The following is a 21,457-nucleotide window of genomic DNA, read 5'->3' on the forward strand; positions in this document are numbered from 1 at the left end:
CTATGATTGCCCGACGCGGCGCGCTTCAGGAGCGGCGCCCTGCGTTTGAGCCAGCACACCAAGAAATTCGGGAACCTGCCCATTTGCGCTGCGCTCGACCCCCTCGCGGGTCAGCACCACCCGCACCGTGCCAACCAGGATGCGCAGATCGGTCCAGAGGCTGATATGATCGACATACCAGACATCGTGCGCCAGGATTTCGTCCCACGTCTGATTACTGCGCCCGTGAAGCACTGCCTGGCATGTGACACCAGGCAGCGCATCGAGACGTCGGCGCTGCTCTGGCGTATACCGGTCGATATATCTCATCAGCAGCGGTCGCGGTCCGACCAGGCTCATCTCGCCGCGCAGGACGTTGAACAACTGCGGCAGTTCATCCAGACTGGCGCTGCGTAGGAACTTGCCGAACGGCGTCAGGCGTTGCTCGTCGGGCAGCAGGTTGCCCTGCGCATCGCGCGCATTGGTCATGCTGCGAAACTTATAGAGCCTGAATGGCTTCCCGTCCTTTCCGGCCCGCTCCTGGACAAACAACACCGGCGATCCCATCCTGAGCCGGATCAGCAGGGCAAGGATTGCCATTGCCGGCGCGAGCAGGATCAATGCCGGAACCACGAGAATCAGGTCCAATGCGCGTTTGCCGTATCTGCGATACATCAGCGGTCCTCCTCTAGACTGTTGGCGTCAGGGCATGTCGCTCGCTCAACGCCGCCGCATATAATTGGTCGTGCAGCGCAATGATGCGCCGCAAGTCGTACCGCTTCACCTGCTCCAATCCACGTTGCGCCATTGCGCGCGCTGCTGCTTTTTCATCGATAAGTCGTCTCATCGCGCGCGCCAGCCATGCAACGTCGCCAACCGGCACAAGCAGACCGGCGCCATCCGCCAGCAGATCGCGCACGCCGCGAATGTCGGAACCGATCACCGGCACGCCAAGCGCCAGCGCCTCCAGAATGCTGCGAGGCAATCCCTCCTGCTGCGATGGCAGCACGAGCGCCGTCGCCGCCCGCAACAACGCCGGAATATCCCGTCGGTAGCCGAGGAAATGGGTTCGTTCGGCAATCCCCAGGTCGTTCGCCAGGCGTCGCATCGGGTCCAGCAGCGGTCCGTCTCCCGCCAGCGCCAGATGGGCGTCTTGCCGCCCCAGCTGCGCAAATGCACGCAACGCATCGGTGTGACGCTTGCGCGGGATGAACTCGGCAATCATCAGGAACAGCGCCTCGTTGGGCGCGATACCCAGGCGCTGGCGCAGCGCCGCCACATCCGTCTCGGCGACGCCATCGGGACAGTAGCGGGTGAGATCGACGCCAATGCCGGGCATATACCAGACGCGCTCCGGCGGTGCGAGACGGTAGCGAAGAGCCGCCTGTTCATCGGTGCGGTTGATCACCACCTGGTAGTCCATCCAGGCGCTTGCGCATTTTTCCAGCGCCAGGAAGGCAAGATTCTTGTGCCATGGCATCCCCCGGTCGAAGTTGAAGCCGTGTGCCGTGTAGATCACCCGAACGCCGGTGCGCCGACGGACGGTGCGCAGCGCATAGCGCGTGACAAACGCTGCGACCGCGGTATGCACGTGGACGATGTCGTACTGCTCACCCTCGACGATGCGTCGGATGCGGCGCGGCGTTCCGATCAGGTTCACCGGGCTGAATGGCTGGCGCGACCAGGGAAGCGTCCAGATGTGATCGAACGCTGTGCGCGTCTCAGCGTCGATCGTTTCATTGCGCGTCATGGCATCGACCCGCCAGCCGCAGGCGCGGTAGTGTCGCGCAAATGGCAGCAGAAATGCTGAGAGCGTTGCCGGAACAGTTGTCACGATCAAGAGACGTGACATAGGTCACCTTGTGTGATGAATATCAACGTGCGCATTACGGCAGCGCGCGACGCCGCGCCTGCCATCCGGTCGATGCGCGGCGATGAGCGATCCAGGCTTCGGTCTGCTCACGCACACGCTGGAAGAACGCCAGTCGTTGCGCGCGCAACCGCGACTCGGCGAATGCCCGTGCGCGTTCGAGGTTGCGCGCCGAGGCGTGCGCCATCCGCTCCGGGCTGGCGACCATCTCGCGGATGACCTGTGCCAGTGCAGCGACATCGCCGGGGGGCGCAAGGTCTTCCGGCGGCAACAGTTCGGGGATGCCGCCGACCGTCGAGCCAATGCATGGAAGCGCGCGCACCATCGCCTCGATCATGGCGCGTGGCATGCCTTCCTGACGCGACGGCAGGACGAACAGGTCCGCCGCGTCGAGTTCGGCGCGCACCGCCGTGCCGGCCGTCACCTGTCCGCGAAAGGTCACCCGGTCTGCAATGCCCAGCGCGTGGGCGCGCGCTTCCAGCTCCACACGATGTTTGCCATCGCCGAGCAGAGTAAGCGTCAGATCAACGCCGTCGCGCACGCACAGCGCAACGGCGTCGATCAACACATCCGGCGCCTTGTACAGCTGCCCCAGCGTCCCAACGAAGATCAGGCGACAGGCGGCGCCAGAAGCGCGCAACGAACGCGGCGCCGGAACGATTGCCTCATCGGGCAGTTCCACATCCGACGCCGCCACCGAAAATGACGGGCATGGGTATCGTCGCTGTAACGCCTGTTCGGTGACATAGCACGCGGCGACCGCACCGGCGCAGTGCTGCCGTAGCCGGCGTGGAAAGAGCCAGCGGAAGAACGGGCGCAACGGGTGCCGAACCGAACCAGGCGCAAATACATCGTAGGGGTCGCTGACCACCTCGACGCCATACGGACGACCGTCACGCCGCAGCAAGGGATAGAGCAGGCTGGCGATCTGCGAACTGACGCGCAGAATGACCGCATCATCCGCGCCTATCGCACTGCGTGCCGCTGCGCGTATCTGCCGGAAGCGCATCAGATACTGACGCGGGCCCAGATACTCCGGGATTGCGGCAAAGGAGACATGCCGACCATCGGCGCGCTGCCAGTCGGGCGCTGCCCGTGGCGCGTTGCGCACCCGCGCGACGACGCGCACCTGATCGAAGACCTCCAGATAGCGCTGCCAGAAGCGATAGGGAAACTGCGTCTGCGTCCATACCACGCCGTCTGGCGTGCGATCAAAGTGGTGTTCGAGCGACACGATAACGCGCATATGTTCCTCTTGCTCCAGTCTATTGCCCGGAAGCGGGCAGGCGCGAAACTGACGACAACGACAGCACGGTTATGGCAAGCGGCGTCACCACGTTCTTGATGACGTCGAACACAATGTTTTCCAGGTCGCAGGCGAGCATATAGAAGCAGAAGAGTGACAGAAACGGAAAGAAGAGCAACCGCGCATCACCCGGCGCCAACCCTGAGAGCCAGCGTCGCACCGAACAGTTCGCCAGCCCAAAGATGATGAACGACACCGGTGCGGCAAGAAAGCCGAAGTTGAGCATCGCTTCACCGGCAATACCATAGAGTTGTGACGCTTCGAAATCGATCGGAATGTACGAACCTTTGCCATACAGCGCCTCGGTGCCTTCCAGCGTCTTACTTGGCATGCGTTCGATCAATGATCGCGGGATGAATACCGCAAATGCGGCAATATACGTGCGACCAAGGGCATACTCATAGTCGCTATCAGGGCGCGCCAGTTGATAGAGCAGGAATGCCTGCACATCGCTGCGCCCCAGATCGCCGAGCAGCAGCGTGGGAAGATCACGACGAGTTTCGCGCTCCAGTTCGACACGTGCGGTCGGATTTTCAATCAGACGCATCACGTCAAGACCAGCATTCTTATAAAACCCATAGACATACATAAATGTAATAAGAAAGATCAATCCGATGAGCGCGACTTTGCGCGTTATTGGTCGAATCCAGAAGTGAACAAGTCCCAATGCCCAGAACAACCCCCAGATTGTGTTATTGCGACTTCCACGTAATCCTCCAAAGAAAATCTTCAGTGCAAAGTAGATCAGCAGTACAATTCCGAGGACCAGCCATGAACGATATGACGGCGACTTCTGGTTGCTTGCATACACGACAAACATCATCAGCGCAATAATTGGGAAACTCTCTGAAATCATGAACACTTGTCCGAAACCCTGAAGATTCTGGCGGATGGCGCGCTGATCGGTGGCTGCTTCGATAAACCCCTGAATGCCTCCCAGGCTGCTATAGACGTAGATTTGCAGGAAAGCGGTCACGACAAGCGCCGCGGCGCCCAGGACATAAAATCGTTTGCGATCAATATTCCAGAACGTCGCAATCCGCCGTTCCCGCTGGAAGTAGATCAGACGCACGCCGCGATAGACGATCAATCCCAGCAGATTCAGGAGCGCCATCCAGCCCAGCCAGTCGCGTCGTTCGGCGGGAGGTTCGACGTAGATCAGCCAGTAGCCAGCGGCGACAGTCAGCAACGGCGCAAAGAAGAAGAAAAACCAGCCGAATGCGCCGGAAAGACCGATTGGATCGAACAGGTCAACCCGCCCCCGCATCCAATCCACGGTATCGATGCCGATGAGGATGCCCGACATCGCAACCGGCGCGACGAACCAGTGCCAGAATTGATCCGACAGCGCCACGAAGACGGTCAGCGTCAGCGCGCAGGCGTACACAGACAAGACCAGGCTCTCGATGTCGCGCCCCGACATCGCCCCTGCGCGATGTTGCACTCTCAGGTTGGATCTCATCACGGTCATGGTCATGCTCACCATCTCATCGGTTGAAGGAAACACGCCTTGTCAACGTCGCTTCGTCCGCGTCCGCCGTTGCTCTCGTTGACGGCAGCGCGCGCAATGTGTGCTCAACGATGAGCCAGCCGCCAGCAGCATGGATCACCGATGTGACCATAGTCGCCAGCGCCGCGCCGGTCAGACCGAACAGCGGGATCAGCCAGGCGCAGGCGCCGATTGTTGCGATTGTCATTGTCAGAAAGAGCAGCGCCTGTGCACGCAAACACCGTACCGCCGTCATCGCATCGCCGACGAACCAGCCGACGTAGCCGATACCGGCTGCAATCATGACCAGCACGAAGATATGGTTGTGCGCGCCGTACTCTGGTCCATAGATCAGGGTCAGAATCCAGCCGCCAATCAGCCATGCGACCAGCGCGCCGGCGCCGCCCAGCGTCAGCGCAATGGCCACGAGTTTGTGCAGCAGGGCGCGAAACGCACGTGCATCGCCACGAGCGTAGTGCTGCGCCAGACGTGGATTGGCAGCCGCAGCGAGCGCGCTGATGACCGTCGTGCCGGCTACCTGAATGTAGGCGATGGCGGCGAAGATGCCCAGACTCGCCGCACCCAGCACCCGCTCGACGAAGTAGCGCGGAATTGCTGTGCTGAGCGACACCAGCAAAATCCCGATGCCGAGCGGTAGCGCCATCCACGCCAGACGCGCGGCGATTGCCATACGTTCGGGGAGCGCCGACGACGTATGGCGCGCCGGAGAGCGCCGCAATGCGTACAAACCCTGCGGCGCGTCGTAGAACGTCAGCACCGCCGCCCACGCGCCGGTCATTCCGACCACACCCCACACTACCGATCCGCTCAGATAGACGCCGACTGCCAGCACGATCAGTGAGACAACGCCTTTCAGCATCATCCCCACAGCAATCCGGTCCATGCGCTCGAGGCGCTGGAGCAGACCGTAGAAAATGTCGCTGATCGACTCGCACGCCTTCGCGCATCCGATTGCAACAACCACTGCGCCCGTCTCCCACGGGTACCCGACGGTCAGCGTGATGACCACAACCGCCAGCAACGCCAGCGTCGTCGTCGCCAGGCGAACGCCGAGATAATCGCGAAACTGATACTGCTGCTGCGCATCCGTCGCCTGAATAGTGCGCAGGTGCAGGTTCGAGAACATAAACACCGGCGCCGTAATCGCCAGACCGAGCGCAAACATGCCAACCGTTGCCGGTGAGCCAAGTTTCGCCAGCGCCATGAGCATGCCCCACTGACACGCGGCATACACCACATTTCCGACAAATGTCCAGGAAAAATTGGCGCGCAATGAGAGACGTGCGAACGGCTGATTGTAACGATCTACAGGCATATATGTTCCGTTTTCTGCGAATAATTCGCCTATATCGCAACAACCATCGGCAACAGGACCGTCCAGCGTGGCGGGTCAATTCTGACGATGCGTGCCGCGAGACCATCAATTGTCAAAGGATCAAGGACCAGATAATCACCTGAGACGTTGAACGGAAGTTCAGCGCCGGTTTCTGCGTCTATGATCCAGTATGGCGCTTTATCAAACCCAATAGCGCGCCAGTTCACGTTCAATCTGGTCAAAGTCGAGGTTTCAGCCGTGTTGTACATTGTCAGATAATCTTTACCGAACCGCTCAACCAGAATGCCATCGGCAGCAGTCGCATATGGAACAGGTTGCCAGCCGGCGACATTCAATGTATGCACCAGATGCAGGTGGCGTTGATACTCCCTCAAGACGCGTTGACTGGGGGGATCGTTCCAGAAATAATGCTCTGGGTTGGCGCCATACCGATCAATATTGATATAGATGCCTTTTGCCGTGTAAAGAGGAAGATAGCGTCGAATCTGATCGATAAAAGCGTCTTCGTCCGTTGTGCGCTCAAAACGGACGGCAAACGTGATCGGTCGCTTATTCGCTCCCATCCGGATCCGGTTGATCAGACGCACTTTATTCGGTAATGTCTCGTCATACAACTCATCAATCCACCGTCCGGCGCGTTCGATTTTGACGAACTCTTCGACGATGTAATCGGCTTCCTGGTACAAAATCCCACCGATCGGCGCACCGCTCGATGCAATGGGCGCATCGGATGGCAGTGAGGCGCGCAATGCGCGGAGAAACGCCAGCGTCGTCAGATGCTCGAGCGCCACGACCCGCCCGGTCGCCCGGTCGTAACTGAGCGGCAGCGACGCGACGCGCAGCGCGCGCGGATTGAAATCCGGGCGCAAGTACACTCCGACGGTGTCAACAGCGACGCCGTGGTACAGTGTTGTTCCTTCTTCTGGATGCGTATCGAGATATGCCGCTCCGTAGAGACCATTGGCGCGCTTGACGATTTCCAGATTCAACTCGCCAAAATTGCGCACCATCGTGGGAGCAGGCGTGGTGCGCGGTTCGTTCGACAGCGCCGCATCGATGCCGGGATCGGGGTTGATGCCGTCAAAGATGCAACGGCGAAATCCCGGCTCCCAGGGAACTTCCGTGAGCATGGAGGCGAAACTCACTGCATTGAGCCAGCGTCCGTCGGCGTCCTGCAGCAGCGATGCCGCAAATGGCGCAGGCAGGTGAAATGTGCCGATCAGGAAGTTCGGTCCGTTGCTGACGGTCATCTGATACGCTTCGACGCGCCGCCAGCCGCTGTCTTGCTGACGTTCGAGCAGCGGACCATACATCTGCCCGCTGCTTCACTGCCTGGTACAGGTCGCAAATGGATATGATCCGGTGCAGGTTTCAGCAAACGGCTGCCGTCCGCGTTCGATGTCTTCGTACAGCGCGAAACAGGCGGCAATATCCGCTTCCCACGTTTGAACGCTTCCGGCGGACGACGGCGACGCTTTCAGGCGCATTCCGCGGTCGTAGTAGCCATGGGGCCAGATGTAGACCAGGTCATCGACGCCGAAACGGCGGTTCTGCGCCTTGTACCGTCCCCAGACGGCGCCGATCCGGTAATCGGAAGGGTTGGGAAAGACGCGGTAGTCGTATTCCTCCAGCACGACCATGGTTGTTTTGCGCGGCAGCCTGCCTGCATGCGCCTGCGGGTAGATGGTCACGTATTTTGCATATGCCGAACGCAGTCCCCAAGCCGGTTCATCCGGCACAAAAAGCGAGAGCGCAAAGGAAACCGTGTTTTGGAAGCGAATGTGCTCGTTGTAAATGCCTAGATGGAAACATGCATCGTAGGAGTGACGCTGCGTATCGTAACGCACATAGTACGCTGCAGGGCGTTCCGGGTTAATTGAAAGCGCAAGCCCGAACTGATCATCTCCTATCAGGTTGAGACCATTCAGATTGATGTCCAGATCGGTTTTGAGATGGAAACTGCCATCATCGAACGTTCCGATATCAATCAGTTTCTGAAGCGTCGTTTGATATGGTTCACTGCGTGGAACAATACGTTCCCGCGCATCGAAATGGTGGCGCCAGTATGTGTTGGTCAAATCGATGGGTATCTGTAGACACGCCTCGATAGCGCGAGATGTTAATGAAGGGATGGTATTGACGATTGTGGTCTCAAGATCGATGCGATTGGCATACTCAACCCATCGTTCGGTCGTCTGGACGCCCATGGCACGATCTTCGCGGATTATGGTGAGTTTGTTGTCCGTCCGTTCGATGTGCGCAATGCTGGCGCTCCGGGGGTTCAACAGCGGGTTTCCGCGCGGATCGAACAGATACACCGCCAGATCGTCGCCTGTGGCGAGCGGGAATGTGCGATCCTGCACGTCCAGGCGCACAAACCTGCCCGTCTGCCGATCAAAAACGAGTGTCAGCCCGTCCTGTGTGCGCAGCGTGATCTGTTCCGAGACATCTGTCGCAGAGTCGGCGGCATCTGCCGGCGTCGTGGTTGGCGGAACGACAGGAGCAGGCGTCGCGCTTGCCGCTGTCCCGCCAGGCATACTCACCGGCAGTGTTGTGGACTCTGATGAGAACGGTTTGCCAGAGCCGCAAAAGGAGAGCGACACCAGCATCAGCGACAGTCCCAGCGTCCACCGGATACCCGCTTTCAGGCGCAATCTGGACATCGGATCGCACTCCTCTGTTCGGCAACACTCAATGACCGGGAGTAATCTGCACCTGCGCCGTCATATTCCAGCGCAGACGCGTATCCATCCGATCCGGGGTGATGATGACGGTATACAGCGTGACATCGCCATCCTGACCGGTTCCCAGCAGCCTGATGTCGGTCACTTTGCCAGGGATTTCGAGGTCGGGCAGTGAGTTGAGCCGGATGATCGCGGAATCGCCTGCGCGCAGGCGGGTGACACTCAGTTCACTCAGGTTGGTGGTTTCGATGCGCCAGGTGCGCACATCCGCCAGACGTACTGCAACAAGCTGCGGATCTGCGATTTCACCGGCTTTGACATTGAGCGATGCGACGACCCCTGCAATCGGCGCGCGCAGAATTGCGCGTTCGAGTGCGAGTTCCGCCTGTTCGAGCGCCGTCTGCGCTTCTTCGATGCGCGCACGCGCCATGGCGGCTTCCGCCGGTCGCACCCCCGCCAGCAATCGCTCCAGTTCGGCTTCGGCGATCGCAACCTCCGCCTGAGCCGACTCGATGGCGCCGGCGCGCTGTTCACCCTGGAGGCGCGCCAGGTCATCCTCCGCCTGTGCGACGGCAGCGCGCGCCGCAGCGAGTTGATCCGGGTCGGCGCCGGTGAGTGCGCGCTCAAGCCGCGCTTTGGCGGCATCAACGCGCGCTTCTGCGGCGGCAATGCCGGTGCGCTCCGCCTGTAGCGCCGTCTCATACGCTACCCGCGTCTGTTCGAGCGCTTTCTCGGCGCTGTCCATTGCCAGTCGCGCGGTGGTCTCCCGGGTGCGCTGCTCGGCGGTCAGCGGTTCGGTGCGCGCCTGGTTTTCATCACGAATGCGGGCATACTCGGTTTGACGGTCGCGCAGCAGATTGGCAGCCTGTTCCATCTGCAAGCGCAGCGTCGTCTTTTCGAGCGACAGACGATCGCGGGTCGTCTGGAGATCCGCTTCCGCCTGGCGCAGTTCGGCGCGCAATGCGCGCACTTCTGCCGGATTGGGTCCCGCTTCCAGGCGCGCAAGCGCGGCGCGCGCCGCTTCGAGGCGCGCCTGCGCTGCCGCTCTGGCGTGCGGGGTCACGGCGCCGCTCACTTCACGCAATCGCGCCTGCGCGCGCGCCAGGTTCGCCTGCGCGCGCTGAATATCGGCAGGCATGGCGGTGCTCATCAACAGTTCATAACTTGCCTGCGCCGCTGCCAGTTGGGCGCGCGCCTGCGCAACGCGCAGATCCAGTTCACTCGTATCCAGGTGCAACAAGGGATCGCCAGCCTTGACCACATCGCCTTCGCGTACCAGCACCTCACGCACAATTCCGCCAATTGCGAAACGGAGATCAACGTGGCTGGCAGGCGCTACAATGCCGTTCGCAAGAATCGGTTGCGTCGCCGGTGCGGCAACTGGCGGCGCTGTGCTCTCCGTTGACGCCTCTGCGGTCAATGGCGGAGCGACACGATGGTATGCCATCAACGCGCCGCCTGTCAGAAGAATCGCTGCCAGCGCGCCGATGACGATTTTGTGCACAGGAACAGACATCTCCCACCTCCCTCTTGGTGAGTCGAAGACGTACCTTCGATCTGACGCCGATGTCTCTAATGTCAACTCTTCGGTGACATCCGCAACGGGTTACTGGTCGGAGGGTCGGGATGAAACAGCCGATGCTGCCGGTATCGAGAGGCGATAACGTTCTTCTTCACCTTTGGTCGGCGCCAGACGCCGACGTTTCCGGGATACTGCCGGCAACGTCGCCTTGGGCGCAGGAGCATGTGCGAACGAGGTGCGATCATCGTCTGGCACGCCGGTCAATACGACACCGGCCAGCCAGATGTGTGACTGGTCCAGGATGGCGCGCGCTGCGGCGGCAGCGGTGCAGGCGGTCGTCTCAGCACGCACTACAAGGAGCGTCGCGTCTGTCCGCTGCGCCAGGATCAGGGTCTCCGCAGCGTTCAGCAGCGTCGGAGCAGCAACGATAATCAGGTCGGCATGCTGGCACAGTGCGCTGATGCTCTCGCTCAGGCGCGGCGTATTGACGAGGGTCAGGGGATGCATTGCCGGTTTGCCGCCAGGGAGCAGCATCAAGTGAGCGACCGACGTCGGTTGCAGGTAACGATAGACAGGCAGGTTTTGGGCGCATGTGAGCACATCATGCAAACCGGCGTCCCCATGCAGATCGAACCAGGAGTGCAGCGCCGGCTGACGCAGATTGCCGTCGACCAGCACGACGCGCTGACCAAGCTGCGCGTAGACCACAGCCAGATGCACGGCGACATCCTGGGTGTCTGCCAGCGGTTCCGCACTCGTCACCAACAACGAACGCACCGGGTTGTCAGCCAGGACGCTGCGCGTGCGCACTGCAAGCATCCGGTAGGATTCTGCGTTTGCGCTATCTCCATCGTCAACCACCTGTCGTTGCGCGTTGCCTGCCGCTGTTCAAGCGCCAACGACCGCCAGGACAGGCGCGCCGACCGCCTGTGCGGCTTCGTAGCCATCTTTGATCGACTCATCGACATACTCGCGCACCAGCGCGACGCCGGCTATGCCGAGCAATCCGAAGAACAGCCCCAGCAGCGTGTTGCGCACTACCTTCGGACGTGCCGGGACCAGATCGGGTTGGGCCGGCTCTACGACGCTCAATCCACGCTCGCCACTCACATACGCGCCCGTCAGTAACTGACGATCTTGTTCACGCAGGAGCCGCACCAGTTCATTGGCGATACTGGCAGCGCGTTGCGGCGAACGATCATATGCCGTCACCACAATGAGTTGCGTATCACGAATGGTCGAAACCCGCACATTCCGCATCAGATGGTCGGGAGACGCATCCAGTTTGAGGTTGGCGATGACCATCTCGTACAGCGGTCGTTTCTTCAGAAGTTCTGCGTATGTGCGCGTCAATTGCTGGCTCATCAGCACCGACTCGTAGGTCGGCGCCGCGACTCCTCGTCCCTGATTGACCAGCAACGTGGTTGATGCCTGATACACGGGCGTCTGAAGCACACTGATGATCAGCGCAAGCAGCCCGACGAGTCCGCTGCCTGCAACAACGGCGCGCCACTGCCGTCGCAGCAGCCGCCGCACAAATCGTCCATCCATTGCCGCTCTCCTCCCAACTCGACGCTGCTATCAGGGCTGGCATCACATATTACTGACGGGTGAACGTCAGCATGCTGCCCTTGCCCCGTTCTGCGCAGTGACGAGGGAATAGTGCATAAACCAGACAATAGTAACCCCCAGGATCGCACGATCCCGTGTCGATCCTTCAGGCGCACAATCGCCTGCACTGGATGCCTGGCTGGTACGTGATAGATGTACCAAGAGAGGGAATGATGTCGTGCTCGATGTGGGAAGAGCGTTGTAGGTCTTCGTGTATCACTGTAGCAGGAGAAGATAAAGAACCTCTTGCGGCATCTCACTCCAATCGTGAAGTTTTTGTCATCTGAAGTCATCGATGTGTAAAATCCCAGTCAAAATAAGGAGCGCTGTAGCGATAAGTGGTGCATTTATGAGCCTTTGTATACGTTTTGTATGCGCTCGACTCCTGAATTCATGAACATAATGTCAGAGAACCAGGGATGTTTTTACCGTTTTTGCAAGAAAAACCTTCCATATTCGTTTTACATATTGATAAGATGAATAATCTTTTATCAAAATTGTATAAATGTGGTTATCATTCTCTTCTCCAGGGAGAGAGACGAGCGGCGAACAGCGTTGCGATGTGCGTACAGGCGCAGCGGCGCTCTGGTCCATCCCACCTCTCACCTGCACAACGCTCCATCTGCGAGCGTATCCGAAGAAGTCAATTGGGCAGGCGAAGGCAATGCCTTCGCCTACCCGACGTTCAATGAGCCTTCCGTGCTCCACCCCGCCACAACTCGTGGTACCATGGAACACGCGACGCCAGGTGTGCATGCTGACGGTTTCCTGATGAGACAATCCCTTCCTGCACTCTTCATGATTGTTCTTCTCGCGGCGTGCAGCCAGCCCGCTACGCCGCCTTCACCCACATCTACGAACGTCCGCACGCCGGTCGTCCGTCCAATCACGCCGCCCGCCGATCCGGGACGCCTGGCGCTACGCGCCACGCCGCCGCCGGATGTGGCGCCGCTCCTGGCAGCGCGCCTGGCGCAGGTCGAACAGGCGCTTGGGCGCGGTGAACCGCTAATGCTGCTCGAAGGTCTCGATGCGGCACAACAGGCGGCATGGCAACTCGCCGTCGCCGACGAGCGGGTGCGCCAGGCGCTTTCCACCGCCGACGGTCGCCTGGTGCGCGCTGAGGTGTTCGGCATCTATCCGCTCGGTCCGGCGGATGACGCCCTGGCGGGTGATGCGTGCCGCAACCGCGCCTGCTATCGCGTCGAACTCTACGACTATGCACGCAACCGCACGGTGATTGTGATCGTCGAGCCGCAGGCGCAGCGCGTCTATCGCGTGGCGACGCTCGACGACACGCAGCCGACGGTCGTGCCGCGCCACCTGCTCGATCTCGCAGCGCAGATTGCGCTGGCAGCCCCTGAGGTGCGCGAAGAACTCGATCTGCCGCCAGACGAGCGCATGATCCAGCAGCCGCAGATGAAGGTGCAGTTCCAGGCGACCGCCTGCGAACGCTCGCGCCACCTCTGCACCGCGCCGATCTTCGTCTGGGGCGACCGCGCGCTGTGGGTGATCGTCGATCTGGTCGACTATACGATTATCGGGCTGCGCTGGACCGACCTGGGCGCGTCGAGTCGTCGTCCGGTCACCGAACAACGCCTCCAGGACGATGTGGTGACGGCGCGCTTCTGCGATCAAAAGACCGACCTGCAGCGCGATGGCTGGTCGTTGCGCTATCTGCTGACCAGCACTGACGGGCTGCGCATCGAAGATGTGCGCTTCAACGACAGTCCGGTGTTGCGCAGCGCCAAACTGGTCGATGTCCACATCAGTTATTCGCAGCAGGAAGGGTTCGGCTACAGCGATGCGCTGGGATGCCCGGCATTTTCGGCGGCGGCGGTCGTCACGTGGGATGGTCCGCAGGTCGAAGAGATTCGTTCCCCAGGCGGCGTTGCGGGGTTCGCGCTGGTGCAACGTTTCCGCAGCGAGTTCTGGCCCACGCCGTGCAACTATGCGTATCGCCAGCGCTATGAGTTCTACCAGGACGGCAGTTTTCGCGTCGTGTTCGTGAGCGAAGGGCGTGGCTGCGGCAACGATGGGATGTATCGTCCGGTGATGCGCATTGCTCTGGCAGACGACCAGTACACCTTTTCCGAGTGGGATGGCGCCGGCTGGCGCGACTGGACCACCGAGGGATGGCAGGTGCAACGCGATGTGACGCCGTACACGCCGGAGGGATTTCAATATCGGATTGTGAACGTCGCCCGGCGCGGATGGTACATTGCGCCGGGACGAGGGCAGTTCGGCGATGGCGGGCGCGGCGACAACGCCTACCTGTACGCCGTGCGCGGCGATGCCGACCGCGATGAGGGCGAAAGCGACCTGCCGACGCTCGGCGACTGCTGCAATACCGATGAACGCCAGGGACCGGAGCGTTTCCTGGCGCCGCCGGAGTCGCTCAAGCGGGCGCCGCTCGTCCTCTGGTACGTGCCGCAACTGAAAAACTCGGATACGCCCGGCGCCGAATACTGCTGGGCGGATTCTGTTCTGAGCGAAGGCATCTTCACGCCGCGCATCTGGCCCTGCGCCGCCGGACCGCTGTTTGTGCCGTTGGGAGGCGGATGATGGGGAAACGCCGCCGCACTGCCACATCTGGAACGAGGCGCCCCGCTGCCTCGCCGCCTTCCGCCGGACGCGGCTTTCTGTTGCTTGTCGCAGGGGTTGTCGCATTGCTGGCGATCGCCAGTGTCGGATGGTGGGTGACGCGCAGTGCAGAGAACGCCGTGCCGATCGCGCCATCGACCACACGCTCACCAGCCGTCATCGGCGGCGTCACCGGCTGCCGGGGCATCCCGCGTTTCGCCGCGCGGCTGGGGTATGCCGACCGGCTCGGCATCAGCACCAGTGAGCGCATGTACAAAGGGCTGGTCATCTTCGATGGGCGCGTGCCGGTCACCGCCGACCCGGCGCAGCGCGACATTCACCAGGAACCGTCGTGGGACGGCGCCGGGACGCTGGGACCATTCGTCATTGACCGCGACGGGCATATCTACACTGCCGCCGTGCCGCGCACCGCCGTCAGCGACAATCCGCCCGGCAGCCTGAATGTGGTCTACCGGATCGATAGCGAGACTGCGGAATTGCAACCGTTTGTCACGCTGCCGGGAGTGGCCGGTTCGAGCGACAATCCGTTCGGTATCCTGGGGATGACCTACGACTGTGATACCCACGCGCTGTATGTCAGTACCGTCGCCGGTTCGACGCGGCAGGCGGAACAGGGGCGGATCGTGCGGGTTGATCTGGCGAGCGGGGCGATCAGCGATGAAATGATCGGTATCGATGCCATCGGGCTGGCAGTGTTTCAGGGGCGCGCCGGGAAGCGGCTCTACGTCGGGCTGGCGCGCAGCGCCGAAGTCGGCTCAGTGGCGCTGGACGCCGAAGGCCACGCCACCGGCGAGTTCCGGATCGACCTGCAAATCGACGATCGTCTGGCGCATTTCGCCGAACCGCGGGTGCGGCGGATCAGTTTCGATCAGACGAACATGACCCTCTTCGTCGTGCCGTTTGCGTTCAACCTGCGCGCCGTCTCCGAGCAGCAACAGGTCGTGCTGCGATACGGCTACGACGCCGAGCGCGACTCCTGGGTTCCCTTCCCTGAAAGCGTCCCTACATCCGATAAAGCAAATCTGCATGGGTGATGATGCCGAGCAGCGCGGCATCGGGCGAACCGTCCGGCGTCACCAGACAGGCAATCACTCCGCCGCGCGTCAACGCTTCCGCCACCTCCTCGCGCGACGTGTCGGGCGCCACGCACACAACGCGATCACGAGCGTCCGGCGGCAGCACATCGGCAACTGTCAGTTCGTCGAAACGCCGATGCGCCCGCTCAGCAAGCGCCTGGGTGGCAACCAGGTCGCGCTCCGTCAGCAATCCGACTATCCGGCGATCATCGCGCAGTACCGGCAACCGCCCATAGCCGCCGCGGATCATCAGGTCGCGTACATGCGCCAGCGACGCCCCCAAATCGACGGTGCGAACGGCGTGGGTCATCAAATCTTCCGCTGTCGGAGCGCCACGCTTGAGGAGCAACTCGATGAACTCGACCAGTTCAGCGGCAAGGTCAGGCGAGGTCTGCAACCCATACGAATGCGCCAGACAGTTGCGCACCTGGGTGTAGGCGTCGATACGCTCGATAATATCCTCATCGAGCGCATTTCGTCCCCGGAGAAAGTTTGCGTAGCGCCCCAGACTACCGTCGCCGACATAGCCGTAGCCATACGCCAGGCGTTCGAGATACTCTTCGAGCAATTTGAGCGCCTGATCGCCAGCGCTGGCGCTGTCGTCGTTGAGCATCGCGCGCAGTGCCAGCGCCCGGCGCGCAAAGCCTTCGACCGGCGGCAGCCGGTGTCGTTTCTGCGGTTGTCGTCGCGGCATTGGCGATCGTTCCTGGTATGACGGTTACGGCGCCGGTTGCAGGAGCGGCGTATTCCGCTGCGCCAACTGAATCGCAACGTGCCACGGGTCGCGCAGGAATGTCAGCCGGTCGTTGGAGGGCGTCGTTTCGATGGGTGAGACGTGGGTTGCGCCCGCAGCGACCAACTGCGCAATATCGCCTTCCATGTCATCTGTGTTGAATGCCAGGTGCAGCGCTAGCGGTGACAGGGAGGCGTAGTCGGGAATGGGAGCAGCAGGGTTGCGGTAGATCTCGATCACGCTGCGCTGCGCCGAGTCGGACAGAAAATAGATTGCGTTGGGCGTCGGAATATGACGCACAATCTGCATCCCCAGATGCGTGACGTACCACTGCGCCATGGCATCGGGGTCCGCAACGTTCAGGGCGATGTGTTCGAGTCGCATAGGTGTGCCTTTCATGCTGAAACTGCTGTGCAACAAGTATACCCTAACAGGAAGATCAACCGGATATGAGACAATCTCGTGATCGGCGGTGGCTTCGACAGGCTCAGCCAACGCCTCTTCTGGGTTGTGAAGGATCGGCGGTGGCTTCGACAGGCTCAGCCAACGCCTCTTCTGGGTTGTGAAGGATCGGCGGCGGCTTCGACAGGCTCAGCCAACGCCTCTTCTGGGTTGTGAAGGATCGGCGGCGGCTTCGACAGGCTCAGCCAACGCCTCTTCTGGGTTGTGAAGGATCGGCGGTGGCTTCGACAGGCTCAGCCAACGCCAACCGTTCCACAGGTGCAAGCGTGGGTGTCCGGGTTTAGATTGATCTTCCTACAAGCGTTTCGGAATAAGGAACAAAACTGTCAGACACGCAGCGCTTTTTTGACGATTTTGACATTTGATCTGTCTCGTTCCACGTGATAGGATAGTACGACCAGCCATACATAAATGCACATACGTCGTAGCAACGCTGGCGCATGGCTAAAGCAATCAGCGGCGTTTTACAGACGCCGAGGGGTGGCGGCGCTCTTTTTGGGCAAAACGACGTGGTGATTGGCGTGGGCTTCGACAGGCTCAGCCCACGCTCACTACATGGATTGGCGTGGGCTTCGACAGGCTCAGCCCACGCTCACTACAATGTAAGGTTCAAGCACTTTCAGAAAGGCTGCAATGCGCCTGGCTTTTCTCTTGGGCATCGCCCTATTCATTGTGGCGCTCGTCACCGTGGTGCGAGGGTTTGTTCCTGCTGCCGAAACGCCAGCACCCGGCCGATCGCCAGAGGCGATGATCGAACTGGGGCGCTGGCTCTTTTATGATCGGCGCCTGTCAGTGAATGGCCAGATTGCGTGCGCCACCTGTCACCGGCAGGAGTTGGGGTTCAGTGATGGACGGGTTGTTCCGATCGGCGCTACCGGCGTCCCGTTGCGGCGGAACGCGCCAGGACTGTTCAACAGCGGTGAACTATCTGTGTTGACCTGGGCGAATGCCGATATTCGGCGGCTGGAGCAACAAATAGCGCGCGCACTTTTTACCGCCGACCCGCCAGAGATGGGCGTTGCAGGATATGAAACCATGGTGATTGACCGGCTGCGAACCGATCCGGCGTATCTCCATCAATTTGCTGCTGCGTTTCCTGCGGATGCCGATCCGTTTACCTGGCAACGCATGACCGACGCGCTGGCGGTCTTTGTTCGTTCGCTGGCTGCGCGTAACACGCCTTATGACCGATATGTCTACTATGGCGAAGACGCTGCGCTGAGCGACAGCGCGAAACGCGGTCTGGCGCTCTTCTTTTCGCCAGGGCTGGCGTGTGGTCATTGCCACGTTGACATTGCGCCGCCGGAGCGCGCCACGCCGCCACGCTGGTCTGATCTGACATATGTCGCCACAGGCGCTGGTCGCAGCCCGGATCGCGGTCTGGCGGAGCAGACGGGGAACCTGGCGGATGCCTACCGGTTCCGCGTGCCGCCGTTGCGGAACGTGGCGGTGACGGCGCCCTATATGCACGACGGAAGTCTGCCCACGCTCGATGCAGTTCTTCGTTTCTACGAATCAGGCGGGCGTCAGGGCGGCGGCGCTGAACCAGAGCGCATCGCCGCGCGCCACCCGCTGATCGCCGGGTTTGTGTTGAGCGACGATGAACGCCGCGACCTGATCGCATTTCTCGAGGCGCTGACCGACGAAGAGTCGCTACGCAACCCCGCATTCGCCGATCCGTTCCCATTTGATGCGCGAACCCCGGCTGTTCGCGCGCGCTCCCGGTAAACGCACAGGAGGATGAACCATGCAACGTTTTTTGCCCCCCGGACGGCGCGCGCCGGCTCTGATGGTCGGCGCGCTGATTATGGCGCTCATCGCGGCTGCTCTCCCAATGGCCGCCGGGGTTCAGGCGGCTGGCGTCATAAGTGGCAATGTGTTCCGTGATTTCGATGGTGATGGTGTGCGTGACGAAAACGAACCCGGCGTCGGCGGCATTGCGGTCACTGCTTATGACTCGTCAGGCGCGGCAGTGGGTGTTACGGTGAGCTTTGCCACACTCTGCCTCGGTCCTGGAAACCCGATAGCGGAGTGTACCGCGCTGAATACGCCGGCGATTGGGAGTTACACCCTCAATGCCGGCGGCACAGGACCGTACCGCATCGAGTTCAGCGGCTGGCCCGCGTATATGCGTCCCGCAGTCCAGGGCGCGAGCAACAACACCAGCATTCAGTTCGTGCCGGACGGCAACTCGTCGAATATCAATTTTGCGCTGCACAATCCGGCAGAGTATTGCCAGCAGGGACCAGATCTCGTTACCAGTTGCTATACGAACGGCGACCCGCAGGGCGGCGGCTCGACAGCGAGCCGATTCGCAATTGTGCAAGTTCCATTCGACCCTGCCACCACCGGTCCCGGCGATAATGTGTATCTTGCGACCGGCCAGCAGGTCGGTGCGACGTGGGGGCTGGCCTATCAGCGTTCCAGCCGAACACTGCTGGCTTCGGCGGTCGTGAAACGCTACGTCGGTTTTGGCGCAGGCGGCATTGGCGCTATCTACCGTATTGATCGCGATGGGGTCGTTGCTCCCGCTGTGCTGATCGACTTGAATACCGCCGGGTATCCGTCCGGCGTCGCAGTCGGTCCTGATCCGCGCAGTCCTGGCGACCTGGCCATCAACGAAGCCGATCCGAGCCGCGATCCCGCAGCGTTCGACGCGATTGGCAAACTTGGCATCGGCGGCATTTCGCTCTCGGAAGATGAAGAGACGCTGTGGGTCGTCAACCTGACCGCCCGAACGCTGCTCGAGATTCGGATTGGCGTTCCGCCAGTTACACCGACAGCCGCAGATATCACTGTCCATCCTCTGCCAGCGCCTGAGTGCAGCGATGGCGTGTTTCGTCCGTGGGCAGTCAAGGCGTATGCCGGTCAGGTGTACGTCGGCGGTGTCTGTTCGGGAGAACTCCCCTACGCCGGGAAGAACATCGACACGACCGATCTGACAGCGCATATCTATCGCCACGATCCGAATGGAGCGGCAGGGAATTTCACCGAGGTCTTCTCATTCCTGCTCAACTATCCGCGTGGTCGGGCTTCGAACGCGGGTCCTGGCAATCGGGTGTCTGCCGCCTGGCTGCCCTGGATCAATGAGTGGAGTGATATCGGACCACCTGTGCCGTTGCCCGGTCAGGGTCCCTTTGGACAGACGATATACCCGCAACCGATGCTGACCGCAATCGATTTCGATGTCGATGGCGCTATCCTGGTTGCGTTCAATGATCGCGCGGGCATGCAATTGGGCAACCGCAACTATAGCACGATTGCGACTGACACAGGCGAGTACGATGGCGTGGCTGCCGGTGATCTGCTGCGCGTATGCGTTGACCCTGCAGCGCCTTCCGGCTATAGCCTGGAAAACGCTGGCGCATGCCCTGGCGGTCTAGTCGGCGGCTCGACGAACAACCGGCAGGGTCCGGGAAATGGCGAGTTCTACAACCGCGATGAGTATGGCACAGCCCACGATGAAGTGACCATCGGCGGCATGGCGGTGCATTATGGTCAGCGCCAGGTGATTACCACGGCTTATGATGCATTGCTGGCAGGACAGGGAGGTCAGGTCCGCTCCGGCGGTCTGCGCTGGTTCAATGCCGCCAACGGCGCCTTTATCAATGCCTATACGATCTTCGGGACGGATCAACCGATCGGTTCACCGCCAGGCACGCGGGTGCGGCGAGCGACATTCGGCAAATCGGCAGGACTTGGCGACCTGGAAACGTTTTGCGATCAGGCGCCGATCGAAATCGGGAACCGCGTCTGGCTCGATGCCAATCGCAATGGCGTGCAGGACCCGGATGAACCGCCCATCCCCGGCGTGACGGTTGAATTGTGGCGCAATGGTCAGCGGATTGGCGTTGCGGTAACTGATGCCGAGGGGACGTACTACTTCCGCAGTGGCAGAGACCCGGTGGACGCCAACCTCGAGGACAATATCATCCACGACGGCGGGATCGGCATTCGCACCCGCACCGGCACGCCAGGCGGCGCATCGGAATACGAGATCCGCATTCCGAACATTACCGGTCCGAATCAGCAACAGCCGTTGAACAACCTGACGCTGACATTCGCAAACAACGACGACAGCCCGAATGGCGACAGCCGCGACTCCGATGGCGTGACGGTCGGGAATAACGCGGTGTTCGTCATTCCGTATGATAATCATGCGGCTGCCGGAACGAACAACCACACCTACGACTTCGGGTTCTTCGAGGGCATTCCTACGGCGATTGTGCTTGAGTACTTTACGGCTGGCTGGGAAGGCGGAACGCTGATTGTTCGTTGGGGGACCATGCTGGAACTTGATACTGCCGGCTTCCGTCTGCTGCGCAGCGCTACCGGGCGCAGCGACGACGCGGTCCTCGTGACGCCAGCGCTCATCCGCGCGCGCGGCAGCCCCGGCAGCGGCGCGGCGTATGAATGGCGTGACGTAACTGCGCAAACGGACACATCGTACACATACTGGCTTGAGGAGATCGAAACGACCGGACAGATCAACCAGTATGGTCCGGCAAAGGCGCAGGCGCCGGCGGCATCGCCGCTGTATCGGGTAGTGATGCCGCTGATCGTCCGGTAAGCCGGGTAGCCGGGTAGGCGAAGGCACTGCCTTCGCCTACCCCCTTCACCACCAGGGACACGAAGCGCACGAAGGGTGATAAAGATGAAGCGCATGTCCTTTGTGTCCCTTGGCGACCTTCGTGGTTGCTTTTTGCCGTGAAGTCATGGAAGGCTTCACCACCAGGGACACGAAGCACACGAAGGGTGATAAAGATG

At 61.0% G+C, this 21,457-nt stretch carries 17 protein-coding genes; 4 read left to right on the top strand and 13 right to left on the bottom strand.

Annotation, left to right across the window (positions count from 1 at the left end):
- The 11 genes from AC3EA7_RS07695 to AC3EA7_RS07745 form a co-directional block, all read right to left on the bottom strand.
- A complete protein-coding gene (locus AC3EA7_RS07695; protein ID WP_488613455.1) occupies positions 1–654 on the bottom strand; it encodes a sugar transferase in 654 nt (217 codons plus the stop codon).
- 13 nt (positions 655–667) lie between these two features.
- Complete coding sequence (locus tag AC3EA7_RS07700; RefSeq protein ID WP_488613456.1) at positions 668–1,831, bottom strand: glycosyltransferase family 4 protein; 1,164 nt, start codon at positions 1,829–1,831, stop codon at positions 668–670.
- Positions 1,832–1,865: 34 nt separating this feature from the next.
- The gene (locus AC3EA7_RS07705; protein WP_488613457.1) at positions 1,866–3,095 is read right to left on the bottom strand and encodes a glycosyltransferase; all 1,230 of its coding nucleotides are present in this window, start codon (positions 3,093–3,095) and stop codon (positions 1,866–1,868) included.
- A gap of 19 nt (positions 3,096–3,114) precedes the next feature.
- On the bottom strand, positions 3,115–4,632 hold the full coding sequence (locus AC3EA7_RS07710; RefSeq protein ID WP_488613458.1) for a hypothetical protein: 1,518 nt from the start codon (positions 4,630–4,632) through the stop codon (positions 3,115–3,117).
- Positions 4,633–4,642: 10 nt separating this feature from the next.
- Positions 4,643–5,980: a lipopolysaccharide biosynthesis protein gene (locus AC3EA7_RS07715; protein WP_488613459.1), complete on the bottom strand. Its 1,338-nt coding sequence runs from the start codon at positions 5,978–5,980 to the stop codon at positions 4,643–4,645.
- Positions 5,981–6,009: 29 nt separating this feature from the next.
- Positions 6,010–7,314 carry a hypothetical protein gene (locus AC3EA7_RS07720; RefSeq protein ID WP_488613460.1) on the bottom strand — a complete coding sequence of 435 codons (1,305 nt, stop codon included), beginning with the start codon at positions 7,312–7,314 and terminating at the stop codon, positions 6,010–6,012.
- Between the two features lie 12 nt (positions 7,315–7,326).
- Positions 7,327–8,664, bottom strand: a complete 1,338-nt coding sequence (locus AC3EA7_RS07725) for a hypothetical protein (RefSeq protein WP_488613461.1) — start codon at positions 8,662–8,664, stop codon at positions 7,327–7,329.
- 28 nt (positions 8,665–8,692) lie between these two features.
- On the bottom strand, positions 8,693–10,201 hold the full coding sequence (locus tag AC3EA7_RS07730; RefSeq protein WP_488613462.1) for an HlyD family secretion protein: 1,509 nt from the start codon (positions 10,199–10,201) through the stop codon (positions 8,693–8,695).
- 90 nt (positions 10,202–10,291) lie between these two features.
- Complete coding sequence (locus AC3EA7_RS07735) at positions 10,292–11,068, bottom strand: CpsD/CapB family tyrosine-protein kinase (protein WP_488613463.1); 777 nt, start codon at positions 11,066–11,068, stop codon at positions 10,292–10,294.
- A 27-nt stretch (positions 11,069–11,095) separates the two neighbouring features.
- Positions 11,096–11,758 (bottom strand): YveK family protein, encoded by a 663-nt coding sequence (locus tag AC3EA7_RS07740; protein WP_488613464.1) that lies wholly within the window; start codon positions 11,756–11,758, stop codon positions 11,096–11,098.
- Between the two features lie 465 nt (positions 11,759–12,223).
- Positions 12,224–12,574 carry a hypothetical protein gene (locus tag AC3EA7_RS07745; RefSeq protein ID WP_488613465.1) on the bottom strand — a complete coding sequence of 117 codons (351 nt, stop codon included), beginning with the start codon at positions 12,572–12,574 and terminating at the stop codon, positions 12,224–12,226.
- Positions 12,575–12,616: 42 nt separating this feature from the next.
- Between AC3EA7_RS07745 and AC3EA7_RS07750 the strand changes: the two genes are divergently transcribed.
- A complete protein-coding gene (locus AC3EA7_RS07750) occupies positions 12,617–14,380 on the top strand; it encodes a hypothetical protein (RefSeq protein ID WP_488613466.1) in 1,764 nt (587 codons plus the stop codon).
- Positions 14,377–15,453 carry a hypothetical protein gene (locus tag AC3EA7_RS07755; protein WP_488613467.1) on the top strand — a complete coding sequence of 359 codons (1,077 nt, stop codon included), beginning with the start codon at positions 14,377–14,379 and terminating at the stop codon, positions 15,451–15,453. The genes AC3EA7_RS07750 and AC3EA7_RS07755 overlap by 4 nt, the downstream gene beginning before the upstream one ends.
- Here the strand turns inward: AC3EA7_RS07755 and AC3EA7_RS07760 are convergent.
- Together AC3EA7_RS07760 and AC3EA7_RS07765 are read right to left on the bottom strand one after the other, a co-directional pair.
- Entirely contained in the window at positions 15,422–16,189 is a 768-nt protein-coding gene (locus AC3EA7_RS07760; RefSeq protein ID WP_488613468.1) for a CBS domain-containing protein, read from the bottom strand. The genes AC3EA7_RS07755 and AC3EA7_RS07760 overlap by 32 nt on opposite strands.
- A 24-nt stretch (positions 16,190–16,213) precedes the next feature.
- Positions 16,214–16,627 (bottom strand): VOC family protein, encoded by a 414-nt coding sequence (locus AC3EA7_RS07765; RefSeq protein ID WP_488613469.1) that lies wholly within the window; start codon positions 16,625–16,627, stop codon positions 16,214–16,216.
- 696 nt (positions 16,628–17,323) lie between these two features.
- Between AC3EA7_RS07765 and AC3EA7_RS07770 the strand changes: the two genes are divergently transcribed.
- Positions 17,324–18,418, top strand: a complete 1,095-nt coding sequence (locus AC3EA7_RS07770) for a cytochrome c peroxidase (protein ID WP_488613470.1) — start codon at positions 17,324–17,326, stop codon at positions 18,416–18,418.
- A 19-nt stretch (positions 18,419–18,437) separates the two neighbouring features.
- Positions 18,438–21,260 carry an SdrD B-like domain-containing protein gene (locus AC3EA7_RS07775; protein ID WP_488613471.1) on the top strand — a complete coding sequence of 941 codons (2,823 nt, stop codon included), beginning with the start codon at positions 18,438–18,440 and terminating at the stop codon, positions 21,258–21,260.
- Positions 21,261–21,457 lie beyond the last annotated feature (197 nt).

The organism is Roseiflexus sp. (assembly GCF_057785375.1).

Bases quoted from the DNA above. Each gene is read 5' to 3' on its own strand.
- AC3EA7_RS07695 (WP_488613455.1), bottom strand. From the start codon at position 654: ATGTATCGCAGATACGGCAAACGCGCATTGGACCTGATTCTCGTGGTT.
- AC3EA7_RS07700 (WP_488613456.1), bottom strand. From the start codon at position 1,831: ATGTCACGTCTCTTGATCGTGACAACTGTTCCGGCAACGCTCTCAGCA.
- AC3EA7_RS07705 (WP_488613457.1), bottom strand. From the start codon at position 3,095: ATGCGCGTTATCGTGTCGCTCGAACACCACTTTGATCGCACGCCAGAC.
- AC3EA7_RS07710 (WP_488613458.1), bottom strand. From the start codon at position 4,632: ATGACCATGACCGTGATGAGATCCAACCTGAGAGTGCAACATCGCGCA.
- AC3EA7_RS07715 (WP_488613459.1), bottom strand. From the start codon at position 5,980: ATGCCTGTAGATCGTTACAATCAGCCGTTCGCACGTCTCTCATTGCGC.
- AC3EA7_RS07720 (WP_488613460.1), bottom strand. From the start codon at position 7,314: ATGTATGGTCCGCTGCTCGAACGTCAGCAAGACAGCGGCTGGCGGCGC.
- AC3EA7_RS07725 (WP_488613461.1), bottom strand. From the start codon at position 8,664: ATGTCCAGATTGCGCCTGAAAGCGGGTATCCGGTGGACGCTGGGACTG.
- AC3EA7_RS07730 (WP_488613462.1), bottom strand. From the start codon at position 10,201: ATGTCTGTTCCTGTGCACAAAATCGTCATCGGCGCGCTGGCAGCGATT.
- AC3EA7_RS07740 (WP_488613464.1), bottom strand. From the start codon at position 11,758: ATGGATGGACGATTTGTGCGGCGGCTGCTGCGACGGCAGTGGCGCGCC.
- AC3EA7_RS07745 (WP_488613465.1), bottom strand. From the start codon at position 12,574: ATGCACACCTGGCGTCGCGTGTTCCATGGTACCACGAGTTGTGGCGGG.
- AC3EA7_RS07750 (WP_488613466.1), top strand. From the start codon at position 12,617: ATGATTGTTCTTCTCGCGGCGTGCAGCCAGCCCGCTACGCCGCCTTCA.
- AC3EA7_RS07755 (WP_488613467.1), top strand. From the start codon at position 14,377: ATGATGGGGAAACGCCGCCGCACTGCCACATCTGGAACGAGGCGCCCC.
- AC3EA7_RS07760 (WP_488613468.1), bottom strand. From the start codon at position 16,189: ATGCCGCGACGACAACCGCAGAAACGACACCGGCTGCCGCCGGTCGAA.
- AC3EA7_RS07765 (WP_488613469.1), bottom strand. From the start codon at position 16,627: ATGAAAGGCACACCTATGCGACTCGAACACATCGCCCTGAACGTTGCG.
- AC3EA7_RS07770 (WP_488613470.1), top strand. From the start codon at position 17,324: ATGCGCCTGGCTTTTCTCTTGGGCATCGCCCTATTCATTGTGGCGCTC.
- AC3EA7_RS07775 (WP_488613471.1), top strand. From the start codon at position 18,438: ATGCAACGTTTTTTGCCCCCCGGACGGCGCGCGCCGGCTCTGATGGTC.